23 protein-coding genes are annotated in these 25723 nt (G+C 38.5%); 22 read left to right on the forward strand and 1 reads right to left on the reverse strand.

Annotation, left to right across the window (positions count from 1 at the left end):
- Positions 1-272 precede the first annotated feature (272 nt).
- The 11 genes from J2Z34_RS03265 (at position 273) to J2Z34_RS03315 (ending at position 13151) form a co-directional block, all read left to right on the forward strand.
- Positions 273-2057, forward strand: a complete 1785-nt coding sequence (locus J2Z34_RS03265) for a GmrSD restriction endonuclease domain-containing protein (RefSeq protein WP_209458432.1) — start codon at positions 273-275, stop codon at positions 2055-2057.
- Between the two features lie 221 nt (positions 2058-2278).
- Positions 2279-3430 (forward strand): hypothetical protein, encoded by a 1152-nt coding sequence (locus tag J2Z34_RS03270; protein ID WP_209458433.1) that lies wholly within the window; start codon positions 2279-2281, stop codon positions 3428-3430.
- Positions 3431-4363: 933 nt separating this feature from the next.
- Complete coding sequence (locus J2Z34_RS03275; RefSeq protein WP_209458434.1) at positions 4364-5029, forward strand: DUF4230 domain-containing protein; 666 nt, start codon at positions 4364-4366, stop codon at positions 5027-5029.
- Positions 5029-5664, forward strand: a complete 636-nt coding sequence (locus tag J2Z34_RS03280; RefSeq protein ID WP_209458435.1) for a DUF4230 domain-containing protein — start codon at positions 5029-5031, stop codon at positions 5662-5664. The genes J2Z34_RS03275 and J2Z34_RS03280 overlap by 1 nt, the downstream gene beginning before the upstream one ends.
- A gap of 209 nt (positions 5665-5873) precedes the next feature.
- Complete coding sequence (locus J2Z34_RS03285) at positions 5874-6998, forward strand: hypothetical protein (protein WP_209458436.1); 1125 nt, start codon at positions 5874-5876, stop codon at positions 6996-6998.
- Between the two features lie 161 nt (positions 6999-7159).
- Positions 7160-9007: a sigma 54-interacting transcriptional regulator gene (locus J2Z34_RS03290; protein WP_209458437.1), complete on the forward strand. Its 1848-nt coding sequence runs from the start codon at positions 7160-7162 to the stop codon at positions 9005-9007.
- A complete protein-coding gene (locus J2Z34_RS03295; RefSeq protein WP_209458438.1) occupies positions 8980-9117 on the forward strand; it encodes a hypothetical protein in 138 nt (45 codons plus the stop codon). Before J2Z34_RS03290 ends, J2Z34_RS03295 begins: the two co-directional genes overlap by 28 nt.
- 111 nt (positions 9118-9228) lie before the next feature.
- A complete protein-coding gene (gene leuC, locus J2Z34_RS03300; RefSeq protein ID WP_209458439.1) occupies positions 9229-10491 on the forward strand; it encodes a 3-isopropylmalate dehydratase large subunit in 1263 nt (420 codons plus the stop codon).
- Entirely contained in the window at positions 10491-10988 is a 498-nt protein-coding gene (locus J2Z34_RS03305) for a 3-isopropylmalate dehydratase small subunit (RefSeq protein ID WP_209458440.1), read from the forward strand. Before leuC ends, J2Z34_RS03305 begins: the two co-directional genes overlap by 1 nt.
- The gene (locus J2Z34_RS03310; protein WP_209458441.1) at positions 10985-12271 is read left to right on the forward strand and encodes an SLC13 family permease; all 1287 of its coding nucleotides are present in this window, start codon (positions 10985-10987) and stop codon (positions 12269-12271) included. The genes J2Z34_RS03305 and J2Z34_RS03310 overlap by 4 nt, the downstream gene beginning before the upstream one ends.
- A 16-nt stretch (positions 12272-12287) precedes the next feature.
- Positions 12288-13151 (forward strand): isocitrate lyase/PEP mutase family protein, encoded by an 864-nt coding sequence (locus J2Z34_RS03315; RefSeq protein WP_209458442.1) that lies wholly within the window; start codon positions 12288-12290, stop codon positions 13149-13151.
- 126 nt (positions 13152-13277) lie between these two features.
- Here the strand turns inward: J2Z34_RS03315 and J2Z34_RS03320 are convergent, their stop codons facing one another.
- Positions 13278-14348: a helix-turn-helix domain-containing protein gene (locus J2Z34_RS03320; RefSeq protein ID WP_209458443.1), complete on the reverse strand. Its 1071-nt coding sequence runs from the start codon at positions 14346-14348 to the stop codon at positions 13278-13280.
- Between the two features lie 322 nt (positions 14349-14670).
- Between J2Z34_RS03320 and J2Z34_RS03325 the strand changes: the two genes are divergently transcribed.
- The 11 genes from J2Z34_RS03325 (at position 14671) to J2Z34_RS03375 (ending at position 25709) form a co-directional block, all read left to right on the forward strand.
- Positions 14671-14889, forward strand: a complete 219-nt coding sequence (locus tag J2Z34_RS03325) for a biotin/lipoyl-containing protein (RefSeq protein ID WP_209458444.1) — start codon at positions 14671-14673, stop codon at positions 14887-14889.
- Between the two features lie 35 nt (positions 14890-14924).
- Positions 14925-15644, forward strand: a complete 720-nt coding sequence (locus J2Z34_RS03330; protein WP_209458445.1) for a dihydrolipoamide acetyltransferase family protein — start codon at positions 14925-14927, stop codon at positions 15642-15644.
- A gap of 46 nt (positions 15645-15690) precedes the next feature.
- Complete coding sequence (locus tag J2Z34_RS03335; protein WP_209458446.1) at positions 15691-16674, forward strand: thiamine pyrophosphate-dependent dehydrogenase E1 component subunit alpha; 984 nt, start codon at positions 15691-15693, stop codon at positions 16672-16674.
- Positions 16671-17639: an alpha-ketoacid dehydrogenase subunit beta gene (locus J2Z34_RS03340; protein WP_209458447.1), complete on the forward strand. Its 969-nt coding sequence runs from the start codon at positions 16671-16673 to the stop codon at positions 17637-17639. Before J2Z34_RS03335 ends, J2Z34_RS03340 begins: the two co-directional genes overlap by 4 nt.
- A 165-nt stretch (positions 17640-17804) precedes the next feature.
- Positions 17805-18845 (forward strand): NAD(+)/NADH kinase, encoded by a 1041-nt coding sequence (locus tag J2Z34_RS03345; protein ID WP_209458448.1) that lies wholly within the window; start codon positions 17805-17807, stop codon positions 18843-18845.
- Positions 18846-18964: 119 nt separating this feature from the next.
- A complete protein-coding gene (gene lplA / locus J2Z34_RS03350) occupies positions 18965-19951 on the forward strand; it encodes a lipoate--protein ligase (protein ID WP_209458449.1) in 987 nt (328 codons plus the stop codon).
- A gap of 261 nt (positions 19952-20212) precedes the next feature.
- Positions 20213-21508 (forward strand): ATP-binding protein, encoded by a 1296-nt coding sequence (locus tag J2Z34_RS03355; protein WP_209458450.1) that lies wholly within the window; start codon positions 20213-20215, stop codon positions 21506-21508.
- Positions 21509-21912: 404 nt separating this feature from the next.
- Positions 21913-22182: a UxaA family hydrolase gene (locus J2Z34_RS03360; RefSeq protein ID WP_209458451.1), complete on the forward strand. Its 270-nt coding sequence runs from the start codon at positions 21913-21915 to the stop codon at positions 22180-22182.
- A gap of 9 nt (positions 22183-22191) precedes the next feature.
- Complete coding sequence (locus tag J2Z34_RS03365; RefSeq protein ID WP_209458452.1) at positions 22192-23349, forward strand: UxaA family hydrolase; 1158 nt, start codon at positions 22192-22194, stop codon at positions 23347-23349.
- A 556-nt stretch (positions 23350-23905) separates the two neighbouring features.
- Positions 23906-24646, forward strand: coding sequence for a GntR family transcriptional regulator (locus J2Z34_RS03370; protein WP_209458453.1), 741 nt, complete (start codon positions 23906-23908; stop codon positions 24644-24646).
- 40 nt (positions 24647-24686) lie between these two features.
- Entirely contained in the window at positions 24687-25709 is a 1023-nt protein-coding gene (locus J2Z34_RS03375) for a nucleoside hydrolase (protein ID WP_209458454.1), read from the forward strand.
- The last annotated feature ends 14 nt before the right edge of the window (positions 25710-25723 follow it).

Consider the following 25723-nt stretch of genomic DNA (forward strand, 5'->3'; position numbering starts at 1 on the left):
TTGATGACGGCATGATAATCACTCCACTCGTATTGATGGTTTGATTATCTCAAAACACTTGTTTGGCTGCTATGTGCTGTACAATTTCCGCTTACGGCGAAAATATAAAGTATGATGTGGTGAGTAGTTACGACAAGCTATGGGAACTTGTTCAAGGATAAGATTGAATGTTAACAACGAGGAGAGTCTATTATGCCAAGGACAATCACTTATTATTGTCCAGTATTACGCCTCTCTGTCAGTTTATTGGTTAATAAAAAGGAGAACAAAGTATGGCAAAAGCAATCTATACCAATGTGCCGCGGCAGTTATCAGATATTTTAAAGGATGTACGCAATGGAAGAATCGGTCTTCCAGATCTTCAACGTCCCTTTGTCTGGAAGGACAACAAGGTTCGTGATTTATATGATTCGATGCTGAAGGGATTTCCGATTGGCTATATTATGCTGTGGGAATCGCCGGTTGATTACGATGACAAAAAAGCAGCCATCGGAATTGGCGAAAAAGCTTATAAGGTCCCGAAGGATCTTGTAATAGATGGACAGCAACGTTTGACGGCATTAGTTGCTTCTATGTACGGAGAAACTGTGAAGGATAAGAATTTCCAGGATCGCAGAATTCGTATCGGCTACAAACCCCAAACTAAAGAATTTGATGTTTGGACACAGGCAGTCGAAAATAATCCGGAATACATTTCAGATATAAGCGAAGCTTTTTCTGCAAAAGAAAATAATACTTCTGGAAAGTTCAGGAAGGATTTTATTAGACGTCTAAATGAAAGCAGGATAAAAAGAAACGAACTTGAACTCTCCGACGAAGAAGAGTATCAAATTGAAGAAAACATCAATGAGCTTTTACACCTTGAATCCTATCAGATTCCTTCTCTTGAGATTGCGTATTCCTCCAGTGAAGAAGATGTGGCTGATATTTTTGTGCGTGTAAATTCAGCAGGACAGAAATTAACGGAAAATGATTTTATTCTGACACTTATTTCAGTATACGAAAAGGACCGTAGAGATCAAATCGATAAATTTTGCGCGGACTCTCGTATCCCAGCCGATAAAACTTCGTTTAATCATCTTTTATCAGTAGATCCATCGCACCTTGTCCGAATGACTGTCGGTGTGGGTTTTAGACGCGCCAGATTACGATATGCCTATATGATTTTGCGTGGTAAAGATCTGCAATCAGGGATAACGAGTGAAGAAATTAGAGAATCTAATTTGGAAATTTTCAAGAAAGCTTTAGATAAAGTAGTAGATCTTAACAATTGGCACGGCTATCTAAATATTTTAAAAGAAGCCGGATACATATCAGACAAATTAATTGCATCCTCAAATGCAGTTGTGTTTAGTTATGTGCTTTATCTTATCGCTAAGTATGATTACCACATGGATTCCATGCGATTGAGAAAACTTATTCGCAAGTGGTTTTTTATGGCAGCCATTACTTATTTCTATACAGGCAATGCAGAATCAGACGTTGAAAAACAATTTGCAGATATGCGTGAATTTAAAACCGCTGATGAATTGGAGGCATACCTTCAAAGGGCAATTGATGCTCGATTCACTGAGGACTACTTTAAAATCACTCTGCCCATGGAACTTGAAACGTCATCAGCAATTTCTCCGAGCTGGTATGGTTATTTGGCATCACAAATCGTTCTTGGTTATCCAATGCTTTTTAGTACTACGCCACTTTCTCATATGTTTTCGGCTGGTGCAAGTGGAACAAAAAATGCAGTTGATAAGCACCATATATTCCCGAAGAATTACTTAGCACAAATTGGTATTGAAAAAGACAGAGATAGAAATCAGACCGGGAATTTTACCTACCTGGATTACAATACAAACATTCATGTTTCTGACAGACGACCCCAGGAGTATGTAGTAGCTTTTAGAGAAAAACTCGGAGATGAGGAATATTTTAAAACATGCTCACAGCACGCTCTACCTGATAATTTTGAAGCGATGGATTACTTTGAATTTATTCAAAAACGGCGATTCTTGATGGCCCAGATCGTGAAGAAGGCCTATCAAAGGCTTTGTAATAGTTAGGGATTCAATAATGGCAAGCAATGCAAGTGTTAATACACTTGCCAAAATCATTTCGATTTCACTTTTGGAGTATCCCAAACCCTGATACCCTGACTCAGATCTGATTGCAAACAAGGGTTCGTTAGTGGTAAGTCTAGACGTAGACTTTAGAACAGATAGCAGAGAAAAACGCGGAACTTACAAGCGCTGTTGACAGACTTGAATCGGAGGAGGAAACCATAATGGATGGTAAAAATGAACTTGTTAAGGCAATGATGGATGTTGAATATTATCCTCCTTCAGAGCTTGTAAAAATGAATATCGATTTGACTGAAACGCAAAAGTTTCCTATTGAGAAAGCAGCTACATTGGGTGTAGCTTTCCAACCCATAATACAGCTTGTAAGCTATGCCATGGGCGGCGCTGGTCAAAGTGGTATGTACTTTGTTAATACTGCAGGAAAGACTATGTTTCAAAGTGGCGGTCAGTTTATTGGCAATCTTCAAGCAGCTAATGGTGGCGTTGGTGGTGGCCTTGCAAGAATGACGCAAGTGCCTCTTGATCCAACCATGCTTTGTATGGCAGTAGCTTTAATGGCGATTGAAAAGAAACTAGACGCTATCCATGAAGCGCAAAAAGATATCCTTGCCTTCTTAGAATTAAAAGAGGAAGCTAAGCTCAAGGGTAATCTTAATGCGTTAACCGATATTCTGAACAACTACAAATTCAATTGGGACAACGATAAATACAAAGACCATAAGCATATTTTAGTTCAGGATATTAAGCGCGAGGCCGAGCAGAGTATTATACTTTATCGTGAGCAGCTTACAAAAGAGCTCAATAAAAAAGCCCTGTTCCGTAGTGGTCAGGAAGTAAAATCTACACTGAATAAGACAATGAGTCGCTTAAACGATTATCAATTGGCGCTATATACATTTTCCTTCTCGTCATTCTTGGAGGTTATGCTTCTTGAAAATTTCGATACGAACTACTTAAAAAGCATCGCAAGTAAGATTCAGGAGTATTCAGGTGACTACATCGCTTTATATGAAAAGTGCGCCGAGAAAATCGAAAAGGACTCAAAGACTTCTCTTGAAGGATATGCCTTAAAAGGTTTATCAAAACTAAGCAACGGTACAGGAAAAATGGTAGAGAAAATTCCTGTAATCAGCAAGTCACAGATTGACGAAAATTTCATCAAGGTTGCTGGTATTATTCAGGATTTAGATATAAATAGAACACAAAAAATAATGCAGATACTTATGGAAAACCAAACCGATTATATTAGTTCATTCGTTGAAAGCATCCTTACCATAGATAATTTATTCAATCAGACCATGCAGTTGATGTTTGATTCAGAAAACATCTACATTGCAAAGGTGGCTAATGGATAGGAAGGAAAATAAAATGACTACAGCTGAAAGAGCACTAAATTCGATGTGCAAGTAATTCTTTATTGATTATTTTGAAGATTTCAGGAGCTGCGAAGATAAAAAACTTTGAGCCAGAAACTCCTTGTAGATAACAAGAATGCATCATCACTATTAGCCCAGTTGACCAGAATTAACTATACAAAGTGGATTTTTGATAACAATGAAGAAAAAGAAGCATTGAGGTAATCATCAACTCCAATCGACTCGATGATGTTATAAGAAAAAAGGCAAGAGAATATTTTATTAGCTTATAACAAATATACCCTCGTCCATCAAAAGTTAGGATGATTTCTTCCTTCATATCAATTAACATTGCAAGCTCGGGATGATTGATTCTTGACTATTTTCCGCATAATTCTATTAGCGTTCTTTTTCTAGTTTGTCTGCTGAGCTTTGAAAAAATAAATGATTGATGTTTGATTGGACTGTAAGGGCTTCTTCATAGTGTTTTTTTGAAATGAATAATCTTTTAGCTTGGCTCTTTTTGCATCTCTGCATATGTTTAATTCCAGTTGAAGTTCTCATAGCAAAGGTATTTTATCTGAGGAGATCAAGTCAAATGACCGCTTTGCGGATTGGTGAAGCAATATGTATTCTAATTTGACTCTTAGAATTTCTTGGATTAATGGTAGAGGTTTGACTGTTTTAACACTTATTAGGACGCTGTTATATTCTTTGGATCACTTTACAATTTTTAATTAATTCAGGTGCATCATTTGATTAAAGCTTCAAGAAAAACACATTCCATAATGGGGAGGTGTTTTAGCATGTATTGAGATTAATCTACCGAGAACAATTCTGTACAAGAAGCAAGGATTAGTATCGTAAGCTTTCATTTAGAATGTTCAGGTTGAGTTGATAATAAGGATTATTAAAGAGAGGGGAGCAGGTTCTATGGATAATAAAGAGTACGAAGACAAGCAAGGAAATACTCAAAGCCAGGAAATCAAACACAAAATCAAACTGGGAAAGAGGCTAGGTGAAAAATCGATTTTCATAGTGGTACCTCTTGTATTAGTAATCGTAAGTGTTGTTTTAATTGGAACGAAGGCGTTCGGTTGGCAAGAGAAAAAGGCAGAAATTATAACAATCTCATCCTTGGAAAAGATCATCGATATCAGTGAATTATCTACTTTCCAGGCCATATATAATGGGATAGCTGTGGTCATGAATGAAAAGAAACCTGAAGAAGTTGACTATCATGTATCATACGAAGCAAGAGTAAATGCAGGATTCGATTTCAACAAGGTGGATTTTAGGGATGACATGGAGAACAAAATACTTACCGTTGAACTCCCTGAAATTGTCCTAAATGATGTAATAGTGGACATCGCTTCACTGGATTACATGTTTCAAAATGAGAAAGCAAATACAAGCACTGTTTCTGCACAGGCATATAGCGCTTGCATAGCTGATGTCACAAATGAATGTATAGAAGAGTCAGCAATCTATGACTTAGCGGAACAGAACGCGATAAACATAATGAAAGCAATACTAAACCCATTAATAGCTCAGTTAGATGCGGACTATAAGTTAAATGTGATTTTTGGAGGTGCATGATGAACATGATAAGAAAAATATCTATGATTCTCCTGATTATGGGAATGTCATGCACATTTGTTTCCTGCTCTGAGCAGAAGGAAGCAACACTTAAGCTCCAAGAATCCCAAATGAAATCTATAGCTCAACTGGCAACGATGGAATGCTATTATCACAATGTCGCTAAATTCAAAGAGGATGCAGGAGGAATCTTCCCATGGAATAAGGACAAGCATTTCTGGATCGAATATAGCGGCAGTGTCAAGATTGGTATAGATGCATCGCTAGTGAAAATTGATATTGATGATGATATTATTAAAATACAGATTCCTGAAGCAAAGGTGCTTAGTTATGAAGCAAATCAAGAAACTATCACTGAAGATTCATTTATCGTTGCAGAAGACTCCGCAAAAATAACCGCAGAAGATGAGACTAAAGCTTTTGAAGAAGCACAGAAAAATATGGTCTTGGAAGTATCTCGGGATTCAACTCTTATGGCAAGTGCTCAGCAACGGGCACAGAAAATCATTGAAGAATATATAGATAGTATTGGAAAAGCAGTTGGAAGAGAGTACAGGGTAGAATGGGAATACCTCACGGACATTAGTAGTGGAACCGAATCTACTAATCCTTCAGAGGGGAATCCAGATTCATAAATCGAAAAGAATAGAATATGGATAGAATCGAGATCTGATTAGGTTTCATCAACATCAAAGAGTAACTATGTAATAACCTAATCAGACTCCATTGATTCATTGGATTTCAGATGAAATGTATATATAATCTATTCGGGTTCATAAATTCCATTTTATGAGCAACTTATGTCATAAAATCAGCAGCTATGTATAGAGGTAAGGGGGTCGAAATGATTACTGAAAATCTAAATCAAGTATTTAGAAATTACATCGATAAGTTCGATTACATGAACGACAAAGATCACAATGAGTCATACAAATGGATTGCTGTAGAGCATTTTCAAAGGAACTGGGACATTGATGCCCTCGACTTCATATCCATGTTCAAGGAAGCCGTAAGCAAAACGGACAATCTGATCAACAATAGCAAGATTCATCCTAGTGCGGGGATTTTGAAGCTGGCTGAACATGATGAAGAAGCAGTCCGTGAATTATTTCGAAATCTTTACAAAGATGATCAGGGAGACCTCATTAAGCGTCAAGACCAAATAAATGAATTCAACTACAGGATAAAGGAACTGCTTGAAAAATATGAAAAGGGCAAATGGAGTTACGCACATGATATACGGACAATCATAAGCTATCTATGCCTGCGTTACCCAGAGGATAACTATTTTTACAAGCCGAGTGAGGCTAAAATGCTGGCTGAAAGCATGGATTCCGCTGATGATTGGGGTGCAGGACAGTCATTTAAGCTAATTAAGTACTACAAGATGTGTGATACCCTGGTTGAGGCAATAAAAGGGCAACCTGAGCTGTTGAATTTGCACAGTTCCCGTTTGAAAGATGGGGTGTTCACAGATGAGAGTCTTCACATATTGGCTTATGACTTAATCTATTGCGCCAAGAATTACAATCTTTATACTAACTTGCCAGTTCCAAAGATTCCATCCAGAAAAGTAATAGTTGATAATAATGGGCGAGCGGATGGACAGAATAAACAGACAGAACGAGTAAAACTCCAGTGTCAGATAGACGAGTTAAGGAATAGGCTGGAAGAATTAGAATTTGAAATTGAGAATCTGGAGAAAGTATCTCTTCTAGGGAAGACAGTTAATCACAAGGTGTATGGCTGGGGTGACGTGACAAGTCAGATTGATAGTTATGTTGAAATTAGATTTAAAGGGGAATATAAGAGATTTCCCTTATCAAGTGTATTCTCGGATAAATTCCTAGAGATAGGGGATTATCGCATTACTGAACTTTCAAGTTGTCATACAGAACTAAAGAAACAAGAAGAAATACTAAAATACGAGTTAATGAAAGCGGAATATGAAATCAAGAAGATCATATAGGAATCGGTACTCAATTTTGAAATAGAAAATTGGATAATATCGTGAAAGTTAGATTTATCATAATTAGTAATAAAATATTTATTAGGGTAAAGGTGAGTATCAAACAGTTATTGATTATATAAAGCTTGAATGCGAATTTGAAGTGATTAATTGGAGCAAATATGAAAGTTAGACTTGGTTTTATAAGTTATGGTGGATTGACAGATATTATTAGGAAAATCGAAGGTAAGTATAAAGGGATTGCTGAGTTCTACATAACGCATACCCCAATTGATAACGTTGTTGATATTACAAGAAAATTCCAGAAAGAAAATAAGTTGGATATTGTCTTGTCGGCGGGAGCTAACGGTTTCGAAATTAAGAAAGCAGGAATCAAACCGTATGTCGATATCTCACCAACCATTACTGATTTCTTATTTTCTGTAAAAAGAGCAAAATTGATTGGTGGCGATATTGCAATTGTAAGTTATCATTCAAGAATGCCATATTTGGAAGAATTGAAGTCATTGATCAATGTAACTATTCATGAGAGAACGTATTCTGATTTCCTGGAACTCGAAGATATTGTAAGAGAGCTGGTAGATGAAGGTATAACGAATGTGATCGGAAGTAGTCTTGTACGCGAAAAAGGAGATCAGTACGGACTGAACACATATTTAGTATATTCAGAGTCCAGTGTCGAAGAAGCAATTGATGAAGCGATTAGTATTGCATTAGCGCTAAGAGAGAAAGATCGTCAAAATGAAAGATTAAAAGCAATGATGAACTTCACATATGAGGGTATTATTGCTACTGATAAAAATGGTGTAATCGAAATATTCAATAAAAGCGCCGAAAGGATTTCAGGCATTTATTCTAATCAGGCGATTGGTAATCGTATTAGTGACATTATTCCAAATACTAGACTTGAAGAAGTAATTGCGTCTGATAAGGAGGAGCTAAATCAAACTCAGCTTATTGGCAAATACGAAATTCTGACAAATAGGGTCCCTATAAAAATCAAGGATGATGTTGTTGGGGCTATTGCAACATTCCAGACGGTGAATACAATCCAAGAGGCTGAAGAGAAGCTAAGACGCAGACTGAATAAGAAAGGGTTTACAGCAGACACCAAATTTGAGGGTATGATTGGCAAAAGCCAGATATTCAAGCATACTGTTGAGAAAGCAAAACTCTATGCTCGGACAAATTCAACCATACTTTTGTACGGAGAAAGTGGTACTGGAAAAGAGTTGTTTGCACAAAGCATACACAATTATAGCTTGAGAGCTAACAGACCGTTTGTAGCAATCAACTGTGGAGCTTTACCTGAAAATATACTTGAAAGTGAATTGTTCGGTTATGAAGAAGGTGCATTTACCGGATCAAAAAAAGGCGGTAAGCAAGGAGTATTCGAATTAGCTCATAATGGAACCATCTTTTTGGATGAAATCGGCGAATTATCGATGTCAATGCAAACACGACTTTTGAGAGTATTGGAAAATCGGGAGGTAATGCGACTTGGCGGTGAAAGCATTATTTCTGTTGATGTTAGGATTATTACAGCTACAAACAAGAAGCTTAGGGATTTAGTTCGAGAAGGTAAGTTTCGTCATGATTTATATTTCAGAATTTGCGTGTTGGAACTTTTTATTCCATCCTTAACCGAAAGAAAAGAGGATATTCCGATACTCATTGAATCCTTTCTCAAGGAGAATAATATCAGAATTAATCAAAGAAAGCTGGATGAGATAAAAAATCATGAAGCATTCACAGAAAGAATCTGGGAGGGCAACATCAGAGAATTGAAGAATGTAATTGAACGATTCTCGGTGCTCTTCAATAATAGTATAAGTCTTGACGACCTAATCATTGATATACTTTATAGTAGATATGACGTACATAGCGACAATGAACAAAATGAAGTGTACAAGGTAATACAAGAGTGCGGGGGCAACAAGAGCGAAGCAGCAAAGAAACTTGGTATAAGCAGAACAACATTATGGAGATTGCTAAATGGCCAAAAGTAAGTGAAACACTTGAAACAGCAGTTGAAACACTGTTTCAAGACTGGAGCGAAAACGCCTCCGAAGCAATGCTAATAAATATCGAATTAGTAAAAATGACTATTGAAAAATAAAAAAATAGCAAGTTGATATTAGAAAAGAGAGCGGAAAGCTCTTTTTTCTGTTTTGGCATGATTTATGCCTATAGTGAGTTAACCGGTTACAAATATTGAAGGAGGAGACTGATGAATATTACTGAAAAAGTCCTTGCGGCGCATTGCGGCAAAGAAAGAGTTGTTCCAGGCGAAATGATTGTTGCTAAGCTTGATGGTGTTCTAGCAAATGATGTTACATGTCCTATTGCACTGAGAGAAATGAAAGAGATGGGATATGAGACAGTATTTGATGTAAACAAAGCATATTTTGTAATGGATCATTTTACCCCTAATGCAAATGTGAAGGCAGCTGAACAGAGCAAATATGTGAGGGACTTTGCAAAGCAAGAGAATATGCCATTTTTCTTCGATGTAGGTACTATGGGAATAGAACATGCGCTGTTACCCGAAAAAGGTTTAGTTCTACCCGGAGAAGTTATTGTTGGTGGTGACTCTCACACATGTACCTACGGTGCACTTGGAGCTTTCTCAACAGGGATGGGTAGTACTGATATTGCTGCTGCTTTGGCAACTGGTGAGTTATGGTTTAAAGTGCCTGAGACAATTAAGTTCATATATTCCGGGAAACTTCCTGAATATATCACAGGTAAGGATCTTATTCTACATACAATAGGTAAGATTGGTGTGGATGGTGCCTTGTACAAGACAATGGAATTTACAGGTGAAGCGATAAACGAGCTGTCGATGGATGGTCGCTTTACAATGTGTAACATGGCAATTGAAGCAGGTGCAAAGAATGGAATTATAGCACCTGATGATAAGACAATTAAATATGTTGAGGAACATAATCATTCATTGAAGGAATTCAATGTCTATTACAGTGATGATGATGCGACATACTCTCAGATAATTGAGATCGATGTATCGGCTTTGGAACCTGTTGTAGCTTGTCCTCATCTCCCTGAAAATACGAAATTTGTCAGCGAAATCAGTGAAAAGTATGTAGACCAAGTGGTAATAGGCTCATGTACAAATGGAAGAATTGAAGACTTAAGAGCAGCTGCATCAGTATTAAAAGGTAAAAAAATACACAAGAATGTAAGGACTATAATCATACCTGCAACTCAGTCAATCTACACACAGGCAATCAAAGAAGGATTAGTCGATATTTTCATTGAGGCAGGGGCGGCTGTATCTACACCTACTTGTGGGCCATGCTTTGGTGGACATATGGGAATATTAGCAAAAGGTGAGGTTGCTGTATCCACCACAAATAGAAATTTTGTCGGAAGAATGGGACATCCAGAATCTGAAGTATTTTTGTCAAGTCCATATGTTGCTGCTGCCACAGCTGTAATGGGTAAAATATCACATCCGCGGGAGGTGAAATAATGGGCAAAGCATTTAAGTTTGGAGATAATATTGATACAGACGTGATTGTTCCTGGAAAGTATCTTTCGATTTCTGACCCGGATGAGTTAGGGAAAGTGTGCATGGACGGTATAAAAACAGGATTCGCAACCCAAATAGAACATGGAGATGTTTTTGTTGCAGGAAAGAATTTTGGGTCGGGCAGTTCACGAGAGCATGCACCGATCAGTATAAAGGCTTCTGGAGTCCAGTGCGTCATAGCAGAAACATTTGCGAGAATATTTTATAGAAATGCTATAAACATAGGGTTACCAGTTCTTGAATCAATTGAAGCTAGCAGAAGTATTAGTGAAAATGATATTGTATCAGTAGATTTCATTAAAGGGTCAATCACAAATGAGACAAAGAATGAAATTTACTCTTTTGTACCTTACGATAAGAACATACTTGAGATAATTAATGCAGGTGGATATAAACAGTATATTAAGAACAAAAAAGCTGAAGGAGAAAAAAAGTGAATATAAGCGTAATTATTTTATTAGCAATTGTTGTTGCAATAGGATTAGGATTTGCATTTAAAATTAATGTTGGTCTATTCGGAATACTGTTCGCATATTTCATTGGGGTATTCGGTCTCGGAATGTCAGTCAAAGCAGTGACTGCAACATGGTCACTCACATTGTTTTTTACAATATTTGCGATAACATTTTTTTATGGATTCGCAATATCTAACGGCACTCTTGAGTTAATTGCAAAGAAATCAGTCTATCTAACCCGTAATGTTCCTTACTTGATACCATTTGTTTGTTATGGACTTTGTATCGCTATGTCGGGAATCGGACCAGGACCATACGCGGTGTATGCATTCTTATCACCACTTATCATGGCAATTGCTAAGGAAATCAAAATGCATAAGATGATAGCAGTAGTCGGAATTGTTGGTGGTGGTGTTGCTGGAGCTTTCACAAGTATAGGAATGGGTGGAGGTATTGCTAAAGGTCTAATTGAAGGCGCTGGATATGTTCAGGAAGCAGCCCAATTTACAAACAGGGTATTAATTAATTCCTTTATTGGAGAAACAATACTGTTCATTATTGTATATATAATATTTAAGGGTTATAAGGTTAAGCCGTCTTCGATTGAGAAACCTGTTGCCTTTAACAGGGAACAGAAGATTAACATGATTCTTATAGTACTCACACTGGCACTTACGATATTCCCAACATTATTCTCAAACTTAGTACCAGATAGCGCTATGTTGAAAACAATAGCAAAGGGAGCAGATGTTGCATATGTTTGTATACTGGGAGCAATCTTAGGGATATTCTTCAAGATTGGAAAAGAGAAGGCAGCATTTGCAATCGTACCATGGAATACGATCATACTTCTATGCGGCATGGGAATGCTGGTTTCAGTGGCTGTAGCAGCTGGCACAATCGACATGATTGCGAATGCTATAAGTACTAATGTAAGCAAGACCACTGCACCCGTTGTTATGACAATACTCGCAGGCGCAATGAGCTTTTTCTCGAGTACGATGGGTGTAGTTATGCCTACGCTGTATCCAGTAGTACCTACCATAGTAGCTGCAACTGGGGTGGCTCCTACTGCACTATTCTCAGTTATCACTCTAGGTGCTGCAGTTACTGGAGTATCACCATTCTCTTCAGGTGGTGGACTAGCATTACCTGCAATTCAGGATGAACAAGAGAAGGCTGTCGTATTTAAGCAGCTGTTAATTCTACCATTCGCAAGTCTAGCCGTAATAGCTATCCTAGTTCTTGTTGGAATAATTAGATAATAATTTGGAGGTTAAGATGAAAACTACAAAAGTATTGAGAGATATGTTAAAGAATAGATCGATGATAATGGCTCCAGGTGCATATGATGCCTGGTCTGCCAAACTGATTGAAAATGCTGGATTCCCTGCAGTATATATGACAGGATATGGTGTCTCGGCAAGTGTATTGGGTAAACCAGACATCGGACTAATAACTTTGTCAGAGATGGTTGCATCTGCTAAAAATATCGTAGCATCAGTTGGAATTCCTGTAATAGCTGACGCTGATAATGGATTTGGAGGGACACTCAACGTTGTAAGAGCAGTAACTGAATATGAGCAGGTTGGAGTCGCTGCAATCCAGCTTGAAGACCAGGTAACACCAAAGAGATGCGGGCACATGGAAGGAAAGGAAGTAGTGCCTATGGAAGAGATGGTAGCAAAGATTAAGGCTGCAGTACACGCAAGAAAGGATCCTGACTTCGTAATAATTGCCAGAACTGATGCTAGAGCAGTAAGAGGATTTGATGAAGCTCTGAGGAGAGCTAAAGCATATGAAGCTGCTGGGGCTGATGTTATCTTCTTTGAAGCTCCTCAATCCTTAGATGAAATGGTTCAAGTTTCCAAAGAGATAAAGGTGCCACTGCTAGCAAATATGGTTGAGAAAGGCAAGACTCCGCTCACAAAAGCATCTGAACTCAATGAAATGGGATATAATATAATTATATATCCAGTTTCGCTGCTTTATACTGCTACAATGGCAATACAAGGCATGCTAAGTCAATTGAAAGAAGACGAAACTACTTCAACAATGTTGGATAAGATGGTGTCCTTCCCGGTATTTAATTCAACGATTCAACTTGATGAATTAAGGGCTTTAGAGAATTCATTCACAAAATAATCATAAGTTCTGAGGGATATAGTGTTGCTTACTGAGCAATAGTAAGCAATTGAAATCAATAGAAAACAAATAACAGAAAAATCGGTTTACTTCAGATGGAGGTAAACCGATTTTTCGTTAGCCTATCTACAATATTATTTTGTGCAGTATTTCAGTTCTGCTGCGACTATCCATTTTTTTAAAGACATTCTGTATGTGTGTCTTAACTGTATGCGGGCTAATGAAGAGTTCTTCTGCAATCCTATTATTTGAGTATCCCTGAGAAATCATGAATACAATGTCACATTCTCGACCAGTAAGATTATAGACGGTCTTTAAAACTTTTTGGTCAATGTAATATGAATTATCATTTTTAATGATATAGAGAGAATAAAATATATTAAAATCACAATTGGGATTAGGGATTACAAACGGGACTACCTTGAAGTAAAAATTCTGGATGGATGTCATCAGAGACGACTGAGAATTTGATGCGTTGAAACACATTTTCTCTGATAATCTTGTCATCAATCCATTAATTGAATCCAAACCAAAATCTTCTCCCCAAAGCTCCTTTATAAATTGAACAGCAATCTGATTGAAATGAACAGCAATTAGCTTACTATCATAAACTACTATCCCAATAGGTGCCTTTTCCATTGAATCTACAATTAGATTATTTTCTTGTTGGACCTTAGCGCTATCCAGACACTCTTTTAATCGACGAGAGATAATATCGCGCAAAATATCAGCTTTCTCTAATTCTGCCAAGCTAAAACTACCACAACTTTTAGGTTTCATTATTCCAACCACACCTAACAACTTATTATTATCATGCAATTGCAGAGCAATTTCATCATAAACACCCATCGTGCTAAGAATATGGTTATAAAATATTGAGTTTTCATACTCGTATTGGGACATTATATCAGTTATATGTACTATGTTCTTTGATAGAAGGCCTTTTGGGATGCTGTAAGTGTGAAATATATCTGTCTTGTAATAATAGTCATTATACGTCTTCATCATTCCATTATTGATATGGATTGAAACAGGGTTAATATATTGGCTATTTTCATCTGTCAGAAAAAAAGCCATTGGGTAGTCCTTATATGCATCCTGCAACGCTTGCAACACGGTAATCCTGAGACCATCTTTACTGCTATAAATACGCGATTGCAGATCCATTAACATTTTATAATCTCGTTGTGTTAGCATAGCAACCTCCTCTTCCTTAAAATACTCATAGGATTCAGCAACTAATGATTATTTGGAGAGAATTCTATTTAATATTTGTGGGTGCATTTTAGTGCATACTCCTCCAATTAAATTGTAGTCCTAATATTTTGACAATGCAAAAAACGATTGGAACTCAAGGCGTTTTTTACAGATAATTTACAGTTGTAAATACGTAAAAAGTATTAGAGGTTGAAAGCAAATTAAGTAATTCTCCTTAGATAATTTAAGAGGCGATATATATATACTCGAATTGAAGAAATAATTGAAAGGAGGGTGTGAATATATGCCTCAAAATATTTTTATGCCCAAGTTCGGTATGTCCATGATGGAAGGCGAAATTGGACAATGGTTGGTGAAAGAAGGGGACAAGATAACCAAAGGGGATGATATTGTAGAAATAATCGAGAACAAAGCAACTCATACCGTACAGGCTATGGTTTCTGGTATGCTGGAAAAAATTGTTGTCAATGAGGGTGAGGTCGCATCTGTTGGTGCAATAATTGCAATTCTATCCGAATAGTTGTTTTGGGTTTCATCATGACAAAGGAGACTATGATGGATAATGAAATTGCATCGTCACAAGTAGATGGAATGGAAATTTTAAAAGAATTTCCACTTTCAGGTATCAGGAGAATCATAGCGAGCAAGATGGAGGAAAGCCTTCGAAAATCGCCTCAGGCTACCGTAACTTCAAAAGCTGATATGACGTCACTAATGGCCATGAAGAAGAAATACTATGAGCAAGGATTTGAGGTTACCTTTACTGATTTGTTTGTTAAAGTCTCTGAATTTGCTTTGAAATTGGTTCCTGAATTGAACGCCTCGCTTCAAAACGGGAAAATCAGACTGTACAAATCTATCAATATCGGAGTTGCCATTGGTACTGATAAAGCGCTATTTGTCCCTGTAATAAAGAATGTGCAGGATAAGAGTCTTCTGGAAGTATCCAGGGAGCTAAAGGAGTTGATTCTAAAGATAAGTGATCAAAAAATTACAGCTGATGACTTTTCATTTGGAACATTTACAATAAGCAACATGGGAATGTTCAAGGTTGATATCATGACACCAATCATAAATGTTCCTGAAGCGGCGATACTTAGCATAGGTGCAACGCGTAAAGAACTGGTTGTGGATGATGATGACACAATAAGGATCAAACCTATGACTACTCTTTCATTGACTCTGGATCATGCAGTTCTGGACGGTTTTCCTGCAGCAAGGTTTCTGGAAGCATTTCAACATATAATGGAGAATCCAAACGATTATTTTTCTTGATTATGTGCTTTTGTTGTTATCTCAAAATATTATGGAGGTGTTGTGAGTGAAATACTCCAATGAGCAACTAATTAATATGTACGAGAAAATGGTGCTTTCCCGTGTATATGAGGAAACAGCCATTGAACTTCTTGGGCAGGGCAGAATTCAGGGTGGAGCCTGGCATTTGGCAATTGGTCAGGAAGCTTCGCAGGTAGGCTGTTTAAGTGCACTTGGTCCTAAAGACTTCTACGAGCCGACATTCAGGAACCATGGTTTGCTGGCCACAAGAATGGATATAAACAAATTTACAGCCGAGTGTCTATGCAAAGAAACAGGTTATGCCAGAGGAAAATCAGCTGTAGTTCATGTCTCTTGCATTGAAGACCGTATACTTCCAATAAACGGTATACTCGGTGCTGGTATGCCTATCGCAGTCGGATATGCAGTTGCACTAAAAAGAAGGAATACTGATAGTGTTGTTGTGGCTTCAATCGGCGATGGCGCATCAAATGAAGGTAATTTCTACGAGGCTATAAACCTTGCAGGTATAATGGATGCTCCAATAGTATTTTTTGTTGAGAATAATGGAATCGGATTTACCAATCCAATAAGCAATGCGACAAGAGCACAGGACTTATCTGCAAAGGGTGTAGCTGTTGGTATTCTAGGTGTTACTGTTGATGGCAATGACATACTGGCAGTTAGGGAAGCGATGGAGGCAGCTATTGAAAAAGCGAGGTTAGGTCAACCTAGCATTGTGGAAGCAAAGACAGTTCGAATTCGGCCACATGCTGAAGGGCTTTCTGTAGAAACAAGAGATCCTAGAATTATTGAAGAAGCAAAGAAAAATGATCCGATAAAACGCTACGAGAAGATATTAAAGGATCTTGATCTACTAAATGATGACAAAATTTCTGAAATCTACAGCAAAATGAAAAAACAGTCGATGGATGCATTTGAGTATGGGCTGGCCTCTCCTTATCCATCTAAGGAGAGCATATGCGATATTAGTCTGGTGTATAAAACTTTGGGAGGTGATCTGGCATGAGAGAGATAACTTATATGCAGGCGCTCCAGGAAGCTCATATGGAAGAAATGAAACGAGACGAGAATATATTCCTTATGGGTATCGAATTGAGACACATGGGTAGCGGAATCGGACAGACAGCAGGGGTTTTCAAGGAGTTTGGACCAGACCGTGTATTTGACACTCCGATAAGCGAATCTGGGTATGTAGGGACAGCTGTGGGGCTTGCACTTGGTGGTGTAAGGACTATTGTAGAGGTCCAATTCGCCGATTTTTTGAGTTATGCTTTTGACTCAATTGTTAATCAGGCAGCAAAAATGCGCTATTTGTCTGATGGAAAGGTAAGTGTACCTTTAGTAATAAGGGCACCCCAGGGAATGGGATTTTACTTCGGCGCTCAACATTCTCAATGTGTGGATTCTTGGTTTATGAATGCTCCCGGACTTAAGATTGCTATCCCAAGCAATGCTTATGACGCTAAGGGGCTTTTGAAGACTGCGATTCGTGATGATGATCCGGTTCTATTCCTTGAACACAAGGCGTGCATCTTCACAAAGAGTGAAGTTCCTGAGGAAGAATATCTTATACCATTTGGACAAGCAAAGGTTGTAAGACCAGGAACAGATGTGACAATTGTAGCTATGCAAAAAATGGTTTGGGACAGTATGGAAGCTGCTGAAGAACTTCAAAAAGAGGGTATAAATGTAGAGGTAATAGACCCTCGGACACTTATTCCTTTAGACAAGAAGACAATATTCGATTCGGTAAAGAAAACTGGCAAGGTAGTAATCGTAAATGAATCTCCTCTTAGGGGTAGTGTGAGCGGGGAAATCAGTTCACTTATTTCAGACAGTTGCTTCACTTACCTGAAGGCTCCAATTAAAAGGGTTGGGGCGGCAAATATTCCAATTCCATTCGGAGCAAATGAAGTACATGTTCTGCCGAATAAAAATGACATAATAGCTGCAGTAAAGTCAATCATATGATAGTACTACGGAAGTGACCAGAAGATCTGCAAGACGGAGAGTATCCATCTTGCAGATCTAATTTACTGAAAAATGCGGAATGACATTGTGTATGAATAAATACATCAATTACATAAAGAGTGCTGAACCATCCCGGCTATACTACATAATAAGGTGGGGAATGATTTGTTTAAGATTGGTATCATTGTAAATCCATTCTCGGGGAAAGACCTTAGAAGAATCTCATCTCAAGCTAGCAATGTAGGGAATAATGAAAAAGCTATTAAGGTTGTTCGAATGATAAATAGTATGAAAGTATTCGGTGCAGAGAAAATTTATCTGATGCCAGATAATTTCCTGCTTAATGCAAGTATTGTATCAATTGTTCGCAGGGATGATAAATTTGATTCAGCTGTGGAACTTCTTGATTTTGAACCAACTGATAGACCGGACGATACCATCAAAGCAGTCGAGGTAATGAAAAATCTAGACATTTCTTGCCTTATTGTTCTTGGTGGAGATGGAACTTGTCGACTGGTGGCAAAGACAGAAATAGAAGTACCAATAATTCCAGTTTCTACAGGAACCAACAATGTGTATACACAATTTTGGGAAGGAACAACTGTAGGGATTGCGGCTTCTTACGTTGCTATAAATGGAATTGATAAAGACTCGAGAAAAAGCAAACGCATTGAGGTATATATTAACGGAGTCTTACGAGACATTGCTCTTGTTGATGCCGTGGTTACTGATATTCCATATGTAGGCAGCAAAGTTGTGACTGAACCGGAAAATATCAAAGAGGTTATTGTGAGTATGTGTTCTCCAGCCTCTGTAGGCTTTTCAGCAATAATTGGAAATATTGCATACTGTAGTGAATATGATGATTTTGGTTATAGGTTAAGGATTAATGAAGGTGGCAAAACTATCTTGGCCCCGATCTGCCCAGGTAAGCTATCTGAGATATCATATGAGGAACATGAAAGAATGGAAATAGGATCTGAGCATATCTGTTTACCAAATTATGATGGGACTATAGCTTTGGATGGAGAAAGAACGGTTACTTTCCGAAAGGATGAAAAATTGAGTTTTGTAATCACAAGAAAAGGACCAAGTAAAGTCGATGTAACCAAAACCCTATGTGAAGCAGTGGGAAAGGGATTCTTTATAGTAACCGGACATGATCATGGTCAAATAAAAACAATGAATACTGAATTCCCAGAATGACTTAAAATCTTGAAATTAGGAGCACACGTCACGAGAACTTATGGGGAAGATTATTTTTTGTATTGGAGATATCGTAATTTTGATTTCTATTCCACAGAAATCGTGAAAGGTGCAAAAGCATGAAATATATTGTAAATGAATCAAATAATCCCTACTATAACTTAGCATTTGAGGAATATGTTTTTAAGAATTTGAAAGGTGAATATATTCTGTTATGGAGAAACAGCCCATCAATAATCGTAGGCAGATTTCAAAATATTGTTGAAGAAGTGAACATCCCATTTGCAAGAGCCAATAACATTGATATTATACGTAGAGTCACTGGTGGAGGTGCGGTATATCACGACCTTGGCAACTTGAACTTTTCATTCATCACTGAGCCAGATAGCATTGAGAACATAGATTTGAAGGCTCACAATCTGGTTATAGCAAGAGCACTATGCAAAATTGGGGTTAAGTGTGAACGAAATAGCAGAAATGACATCATAATTGAAGGGAAGAAAATATCTGGAAGTGCTCAAAGTATCAATCATAACCGTGTTTTAAATCATGGAACTTTGCTTTTTGACTCTCAGCTAGAAATGCTTAATAATGTATTATCAGTCAAGCGAGGTAAGATTGAGTCCAAGGGTATTAAGTCAGTTTCAAATTCGGTTACAAATATAAAACCATTTCTAAATGAGGAGATTAATATTGTAACCTTCAAGAAGCTACTTCTTGAAGGCATTAACAGTTCTCTCAATCTGGAGGATAGTGAATACAAACTGAATTCAGATGATATTAAAAATATTGAAAGTATTGCAGAAAGTAAATATAGGACATGGGAGTGGAATTTCAGCAATTCGCCCAAATTCATTTATTGTGGACACAAGATTAATTTGGACAGTTCTTTTGAGATTAGACTTCAAGTAGAAAAGGGAATAATAATAAATTGTAAGTTTTACGGAGACCTCATAGATAAATGCGATTTGAGAGTATTGGAAGATACCATAGAGGGATTGAGGTATGATCTGGATGAAGTAAAGAACGCATTAAGCGTTATTAAAGTAAATGAATTTCTTAGAAATATAACAAATGAGAATTTGTTGGAATGTATGTTTAATTGATATTATAGAGACTTATGTTATAAGGGATAAACTCTCAAGACAATCATAAAGTGGTGAAGCCAGCAGACATCTATTCCTCAAATTAGTAGCCAGCCATTCAATATGTTTGTGCTGTTGGTATCGAATTATTCTGAATGTGCAAAATATAGCAAGATAAATAGAAATATTCATGTAAAATAGCGTTTAAAATTTAAATAATAGAGCTGAATATTACACGTATAAATGCTATACTATGGTTAGTACCCTTAAGGAGGGACTCATATGTATAGAAAAATAGTGAGCTTTTTTGAAGAGTGGAAAGCAAGCAAACATCGAAAACCATTGATTTTACAAGGAGCAAGGCAGGTTGGCAAGACGTACTCTATTTTGGAGTTTGGGCGTAACCACTATGAAAATGTCGCATATTTCAATTTTGAGACCAATCCAAAACTCAATGAAACCTTTGATGAAAATATCAGCCCGGATTATCTTATTCCAATTCTTTCGCATATCGCAGGGCAAACGATAGTAAGGGAAAAAACACTGATTGTATTTGATGAAATTCAGCTTTGTGAAAGGGCATTGACTTCATTGAAATACTTCTTTGAAGATGCTCCGGATTACCATATTATTGCAGCAGGCAGTTTACTTGGAGTGGCTGTCAATAGAGCAAAATATTCTTTTCCTGTAGGCAGAGTGGACTTGAAGACTCTTTACCCGATGGATATTCAGGAATTCATGCTGGGGTTAGGGGAGGAAGATTTACTCGAACAGATCAAATATTGCTTCGAGAATGACTCACCAATGCCTTCAGCTTTACATGATGCTGCAATTCAGCTATACCGTCAATATCTTGTTGTGGGTGGTATGCCTGAATGCGTGATTCAGTTTGCCGAAACGAAGGACTATATACTTGTACGCCATACACAGGATACCATTCTTGCGGGGTACCTAAATGACATGAGCAAGTATAACAACCTGAATGAAATCAAAAAGACCCGACTTGTCTATGACAATATTACAGTTCAGCTTTCAAAGAAGAATACCAGATTTCAATACAAACTCATTAAGAAAGGCGGACGGGCATCAGAATTCGAGAATGCCATTGAATGGCTGACCTTATCGGGCATCGTTTCACAAGTTTATAAGGTTGAGCATATTAAGAAGCCTCTTGAAAACTATCGAGATATTGATGCATTCAAGATCTATGTTTCCGATTTGGGATTGCTTTGTGCAAAGAAAGATTTATTGGCAAATGATGTTCTCTATATGGTTGAGGAACTAAATGACTTCAAAGGCGGAATGACAGAAAACTATGTAAACACTCAGCTCACATCTAATGGGTATAGCACTTATTACTGGGAGTCAGAACGTGGAGCAGAGATTGACTTTATCATTCAGCGTGACGGGCAGAATATTCCCATCGAGGTTAAATCAGCCGATAATACCAGAGCAAAGAGCTTAAAGGTTTATATCGACACCTACAAGCCTGCTTATGCTATTAAGCTCTCAACCAAAAACTTTGGTTTTGAGGACGGGAAAAAGACAGTACCTCTTTATGCCACATTTTGCATCTAGTAATATGCAGATGAAGCTGCATAAGGCAATCGCACAGGAAGCAGTACAATTTGCTGTTAACTTCACATCCCCAGACCGCGTTGAAGGCATAAATGCCTTTATGGAAAAGAGGAAGCCAAATTTCAAAGGTATTGGAAATTAGTTTTTTGTAAGATTGGGATTAAGTTGGATTTTCGACAGAAGGGACCCTATAATCAGCATCTGGATCTGCTATTCTATATTTTTGTGACTGTGGACTGATGGTTTTACCTTGGCCTTTCAGATTGAACCGAAGAGAAAAGAACATTTCACACTAAGTTCCCCGGAAAGTAGATATACTAATACTTTCCGGGGATTGATATTTTGCTTTATGTTTGAAATCAGATTTGTTAAGATTCAAGTAAAGCAGTTAAGGAGGAATGGGGATGGTCAATTCTGTTATCATGAATGAAATGGATACTGTTGTGACAGTGACTTCGAAAGTGTCCGCTGGGAACGATGTTGAATACATAGTCAATGGGAAAAGTAATTCGATTAAGGCTACTTCTGATATTCCGATAAACCATAAAGTTGCAGTAAGGAACGTGATGAAGGGGCATGAAGTCTACAAGTATGGGGAAGTAATAGGATATTCTACTTCTGATATCAATGTCGGAGACCATGTCCACGAAAACAACCTGAGCAGTTTCAGGTAGGAGGCAGATATGAAATTCAACGGATACAAGCGATCTGACGGGCATGTTGGCATACGCAACCATGTCATTGTAATGCCAGGGGTAATATGTGCTGCTGGAGTGGCACAGAAAATCGCCAACAAGACGGATGCAGTTTACCTTTATAACCCGAATGGGTGCGCTCAGAATTCAAGTGATTCTGCAATTACCATGGAGATACTATCTGGACTTATCGCCAACGGAAATGTCTATGGAGTCCTCATAGTGGGACTTGGCTGCGAAATGCTTCGAAAGGACAATTATATTGAGGCTATCAAAAAGAAGACAGACAAGCCGGTGCACTATATAAGCATCCAGCAGGAAGGCGGAATAAAGAAGACAGTGGGGAAGGGCCTGGAGATAGTAAACGAACTTATGGAAGGCGCGAGCAGATGCGAAAGGGAAGAATGCGATCTGTCTGAGCTTATCCTTGGTTTGGAATGTGGGGGTTCGGATCCAACATCAGGTTTTTCTTCTAATGCTGTATTAGGGGTAACATCTGACAGAATAGTAGACCTTGGCGGGACTACCGTCCTATGTGAAACACCTGAAGCCATAGGAACAGAAAACATTCTAAAACGCAGAGGCTGCACACCTGAAATCGGACAGCAACTTTATGATACGGTAATCAAGTATGACCAGATGTGCAAGAATAACGGAGAAGACATTAGAAAATCAAATCCGTCACCAGGCAATAAGGCCAGCGGGATAACCACATTGGAAGAGAAGTCCCTTGGATGCATACATAAGAGTGGTACAAAACCATTCATGGGAGTGTATCAGTACGGACAGATGATAGACAAGAAGGGTCTCGTATTCATGGACGGTACAGCCTATGACGTAGCTTCTGTAGTATCCCTGGTAGCCGGAGGGGCGCAGATCGTTGCCTTTACCACAGGCATGGGAACTCCGGTAGGAAATGCCATAGCCCCGGTGGTGAAAATAACCGGAAATAAAGATACGGCATCCAGATTAGCTGACATGATTGATTTTGATACCAGTAAAAGCATAAGCGGCGAAAAATCGGTTGAGGAATTAGGCTCAGAGCTTTTTGACCACATAATAGATGTATGCAACGGTGAAGAAGTAGTTGCTGAAGTAAATGGATTCTCTGATATGGCAATAAACCAGTTCTACAGCTATTCGTAAAATTGCAAAGTCATTTCTATTCAGAAACATGGAACGGAATGAAGTGTCATACCAGAACTAAACCGCATGAAATGTCAAAATACTTAAAAAGAAGAGGTTAGGCATACCTTGAGCAGGATGCTTAGCCTCTTTATCATTTCATGACAGTTTTCCTGGAAATTTCTGGACTGTTCCCTGAACATGCGCAGGACACATTTGCAAGGTAAGATACAGTACTTTATAGTGATGAATTTATCACTGGGCAAACGATGAAGTACACTTTAGGACCTCTGATGTGAAATATATGAAAGGAATGTGTAAACGATTGACTTTCGTGTTGGCTGGTGATAAATTAGACATAAAGTATTTATTAGACATATTTTGAAAAACATGTCTAATTAATCTTTCGTAGTATATGGTAAGTGTGTGACAGATTGGATGAACTTGATTAGAGCCCGAGGAATTCCTCCGGATTCAGAGTCTGACTAGTTAGTTGTAATGTTTTTTTGTCAGTGCGGGCAACTTGTTGCCATACCGAGAAAAGTTAATATCCAATGACGAAAAGAGGAGCATCAGTATGGGAGAAAGAACAGTTCAAGAAATAAATGGGAAGCAGCCGGTATTTGTGACAGTATATGACAAGCTATACGAAATGCTGACAGACGGTACGTACCCAGTAGGGAAGGCGCTGCCGCCGGAGCCGAAGCTGGCAGGCTTGCTAGATGTCAGCCGTGAGACCTTAAGGAAAGCCCTAAGGTTGCTTGAGGAAGACGGGCTTCTCCAGAAGGTAAAGGGAAAAGGAAATTTTGTGATGGATTTGAACAAGCCGATGGTTTCAAGTCTGGAAAAGCTTGGGAATCCAATCCATAAATGCATCCAGGTACCTCTTGATGAAGAGGTGGAAATGGAGATGCATCTGCAGGAATCAGGAGACTATGAACATAAGCTGTTCAAAAGGGAAAGCCAGACAGCACTTGCAGTGGACAGGTGGTACAGGAGTAACGGTAAGATAGTAGCCTATACTCTGACACTTGCACCAATAGAGACCTTCACATCGCTTGGGCTTGACCTGGCGAATAAATCTGCGATGCTGGATTTTTTCGAGAATCGGGTCTACGAGCTGGCAACGCGTTCGCATTTAAAGGTGAAGACAACCTGGGTAGGACGATTCATCAGCGACAGGTATGTCCTTAATGAAGATGAGGAGCTTACTCTGATACACGAGAATCTTTATACAGAGGATGAATTCAAGTTGCTTATACATAACAAGCACTATATCATTCCTGAAGCCTGCTCAATTGAAATAAACGCGACATGATGTCGAAAGTAAGTAAGCCTAAATAACATAGGAGGAAATGATGGACGAAAGAAAAATAAAGAAAGTGATTCTGGATGTAGACACAGGATCAGATGATGCAATAGCCGTCATGGCTGCGCTTAAATCAGAAGAGTTAGAGGTTCTGGGAATCTGTACAGTATGGGGTAACCTGGGTGTAGAGCAGACAACATTCAATACTCTTGCAGTATGTGAGGCGCTGAACATGGATATTCCTGTCTATGCCGGATGTACTCAAAGTATGGTGAAAGACCTGACTCCCAGGCGTGTGCCAGAAAGCGACATTAAGCCTATAGTAATAGATGGCAAGAAGCTTAGTCTGCATAATGAAAGATTAAGTGGCTTGCCTGATACAGAAAGGACCAAGGAGAGACTCCATGCAGTAGAGTTCTATCACAAATACCTGAAAGAGACCACTGAACCTTTAACTATAGTCGCCACGGGGCCCCTAACCAATCTTGGATTCCTGTTCCGAATGTCTCCTGAGCTCGCAGAAAAGGTCGATGAGCTTATAATTATGGGGGGCGGAGTTGAAGTATCCAATGCCAGCGAAGGCGGTGAAGCCAACGTCTGGCATGATCCTGAAGCTCTTCAGATCATCCTTGAAGCTGGACTTAATCCACTTTTTGTGACTCTAGATGCCACATATTCTGTTCCGCTAACAATATCAGACTGCGATACACTTGAATCGCTAAATACCTTCGAGGGAAGGTTTGCCGCAAGCGTGGTTCGCCAGAGGATAGAATATGAGTCAGCGAGGCATGCGACAAGAGGAGCCTGGTCTCCAATCCACGATGCACTTGCAGTATGTGCGTGCATTGATAAATCCGTGCTTACAGGAGTACTTACTGGAAACTGCAGGGTGGAGTGTACAGGTATATGCGACGGAGAGCTGCTTATTGACAAGAGGGCAAAGCCAGAACCTGCCAATGCATCCATCGCTGTAAGAGCTGACAAGGAAAAATTTTTAGGGATGCTGTGTGGTTTGTTCACAAGCAGCGGAAAAGAATCCTTGAAATCTGAAGAGGAGGAAATCATGGCTTAGGCCCTGATGATGAA

Origin of the sequence: Youngiibacter multivorans, from assembly GCF_017873395.1 — a bacterium.
GTDB lineage: Bacteria > Bacillota > Clostridia > Clostridiales > Clostridiaceae > Youngiibacter > Youngiibacter multivorans.

Excerpts from the sequence above, each read along its gene's own strand:
- J2Z34_RS03370 (WP_209458453.1), top strand. The coding sequence starts at position 23,906 with ATGGGAGAAAGAACAGTTCAAGAAATAAATGGGAAGCAGCCGGTATTT.
- J2Z34_RS03340 (WP_209458447.1), top strand. The coding sequence starts at position 16,671 with ATGAGAGAGATAACTTATATGCAGGCGCTCCAGGAAGCTCATATGGAA.
- J2Z34_RS03265 (WP_209458432.1), top strand. The coding sequence starts at position 273 with ATGGCAAAAGCAATCTATACCAATGTGCCGCGGCAGTTATCAGATATT.
- J2Z34_RS03280 (WP_209458435.1), top strand. The coding sequence starts at position 5,029 with ATGAACATGATAAGAAAAATATCTATGATTCTCCTGATTATGGGAATG.
- J2Z34_RS03355 (WP_209458450.1), top strand. The coding sequence starts at position 20,213 with ATGTATAGAAAAATAGTGAGCTTTTTTGAAGAGTGGAAAGCAAGCAAA.
- J2Z34_RS03330 (WP_209458445.1), top strand. The coding sequence starts at position 14,925 with ATGGATAATGAAATTGCATCGTCACAAGTAGATGGAATGGAAATTTTA.
- J2Z34_RS03285 (WP_209458436.1), top strand. The coding sequence starts at position 5,874 with ATGATTACTGAAAATCTAAATCAAGTATTTAGAAATTACATCGATAAG.
- J2Z34_RS03305 (WP_209458440.1), top strand. The coding sequence starts at position 10,491 with ATGGGCAAAGCATTTAAGTTTGGAGATAATATTGATACAGACGTGATT.
- J2Z34_RS03275 (WP_209458434.1), top strand. The coding sequence starts at position 4,364 with ATGGATAATAAAGAGTACGAAGACAAGCAAGGAAATACTCAAAGCCAG.
- J2Z34_RS03365 (WP_209458452.1), top strand. The coding sequence starts at position 22,192 with ATGAAATTCAACGGATACAAGCGATCTGACGGGCATGTTGGCATACGC.
- J2Z34_RS03325 (WP_209458444.1), top strand. The coding sequence starts at position 14,671 with ATGCCCAAGTTCGGTATGTCCATGATGGAAGGCGAAATTGGACAATGG.
- J2Z34_RS03375 (WP_209458454.1), top strand. The coding sequence starts at position 24,687 with ATGGACGAAAGAAAAATAAAGAAAGTGATTCTGGATGTAGACACAGGA.
- lplA (WP_209458449.1), top strand. The coding sequence starts at position 18,965 with ATGAAATATATTGTAAATGAATCAAATAATCCCTACTATAACTTAGCA.
- J2Z34_RS03270 (WP_209458433.1), top strand. The coding sequence starts at position 2,279 with ATGGATGGTAAAAATGAACTTGTTAAGGCAATGATGGATGTTGAATAT.
- J2Z34_RS03320 (WP_209458443.1), bottom strand. The coding sequence starts at position 14,348 with ATGCTAACACAACGAGATTATAAAATGTTAATGGATCTGCAATCGCGT.
- J2Z34_RS03295 (WP_209458438.1), top strand. The coding sequence starts at position 8,980 with ATGGAGATTGCTAAATGGCCAAAAGTAAGTGAAACACTTGAAACAGCA.
- J2Z34_RS03360 (WP_209458451.1), top strand. The coding sequence starts at position 21,913 with ATGGTCAATTCTGTTATCATGAATGAAATGGATACTGTTGTGACAGTG.
- J2Z34_RS03290 (WP_209458437.1), top strand. The coding sequence starts at position 7,160 with ATGAAAGTTAGACTTGGTTTTATAAGTTATGGTGGATTGACAGATATT.
- leuC (WP_209458439.1), top strand. The coding sequence starts at position 9,229 with ATGAATATTACTGAAAAAGTCCTTGCGGCGCATTGCGGCAAAGAAAGA.
- J2Z34_RS03315 (WP_209458442.1), top strand. The coding sequence starts at position 12,288 with ATGAAAACTACAAAAGTATTGAGAGATATGTTAAAGAATAGATCGATG.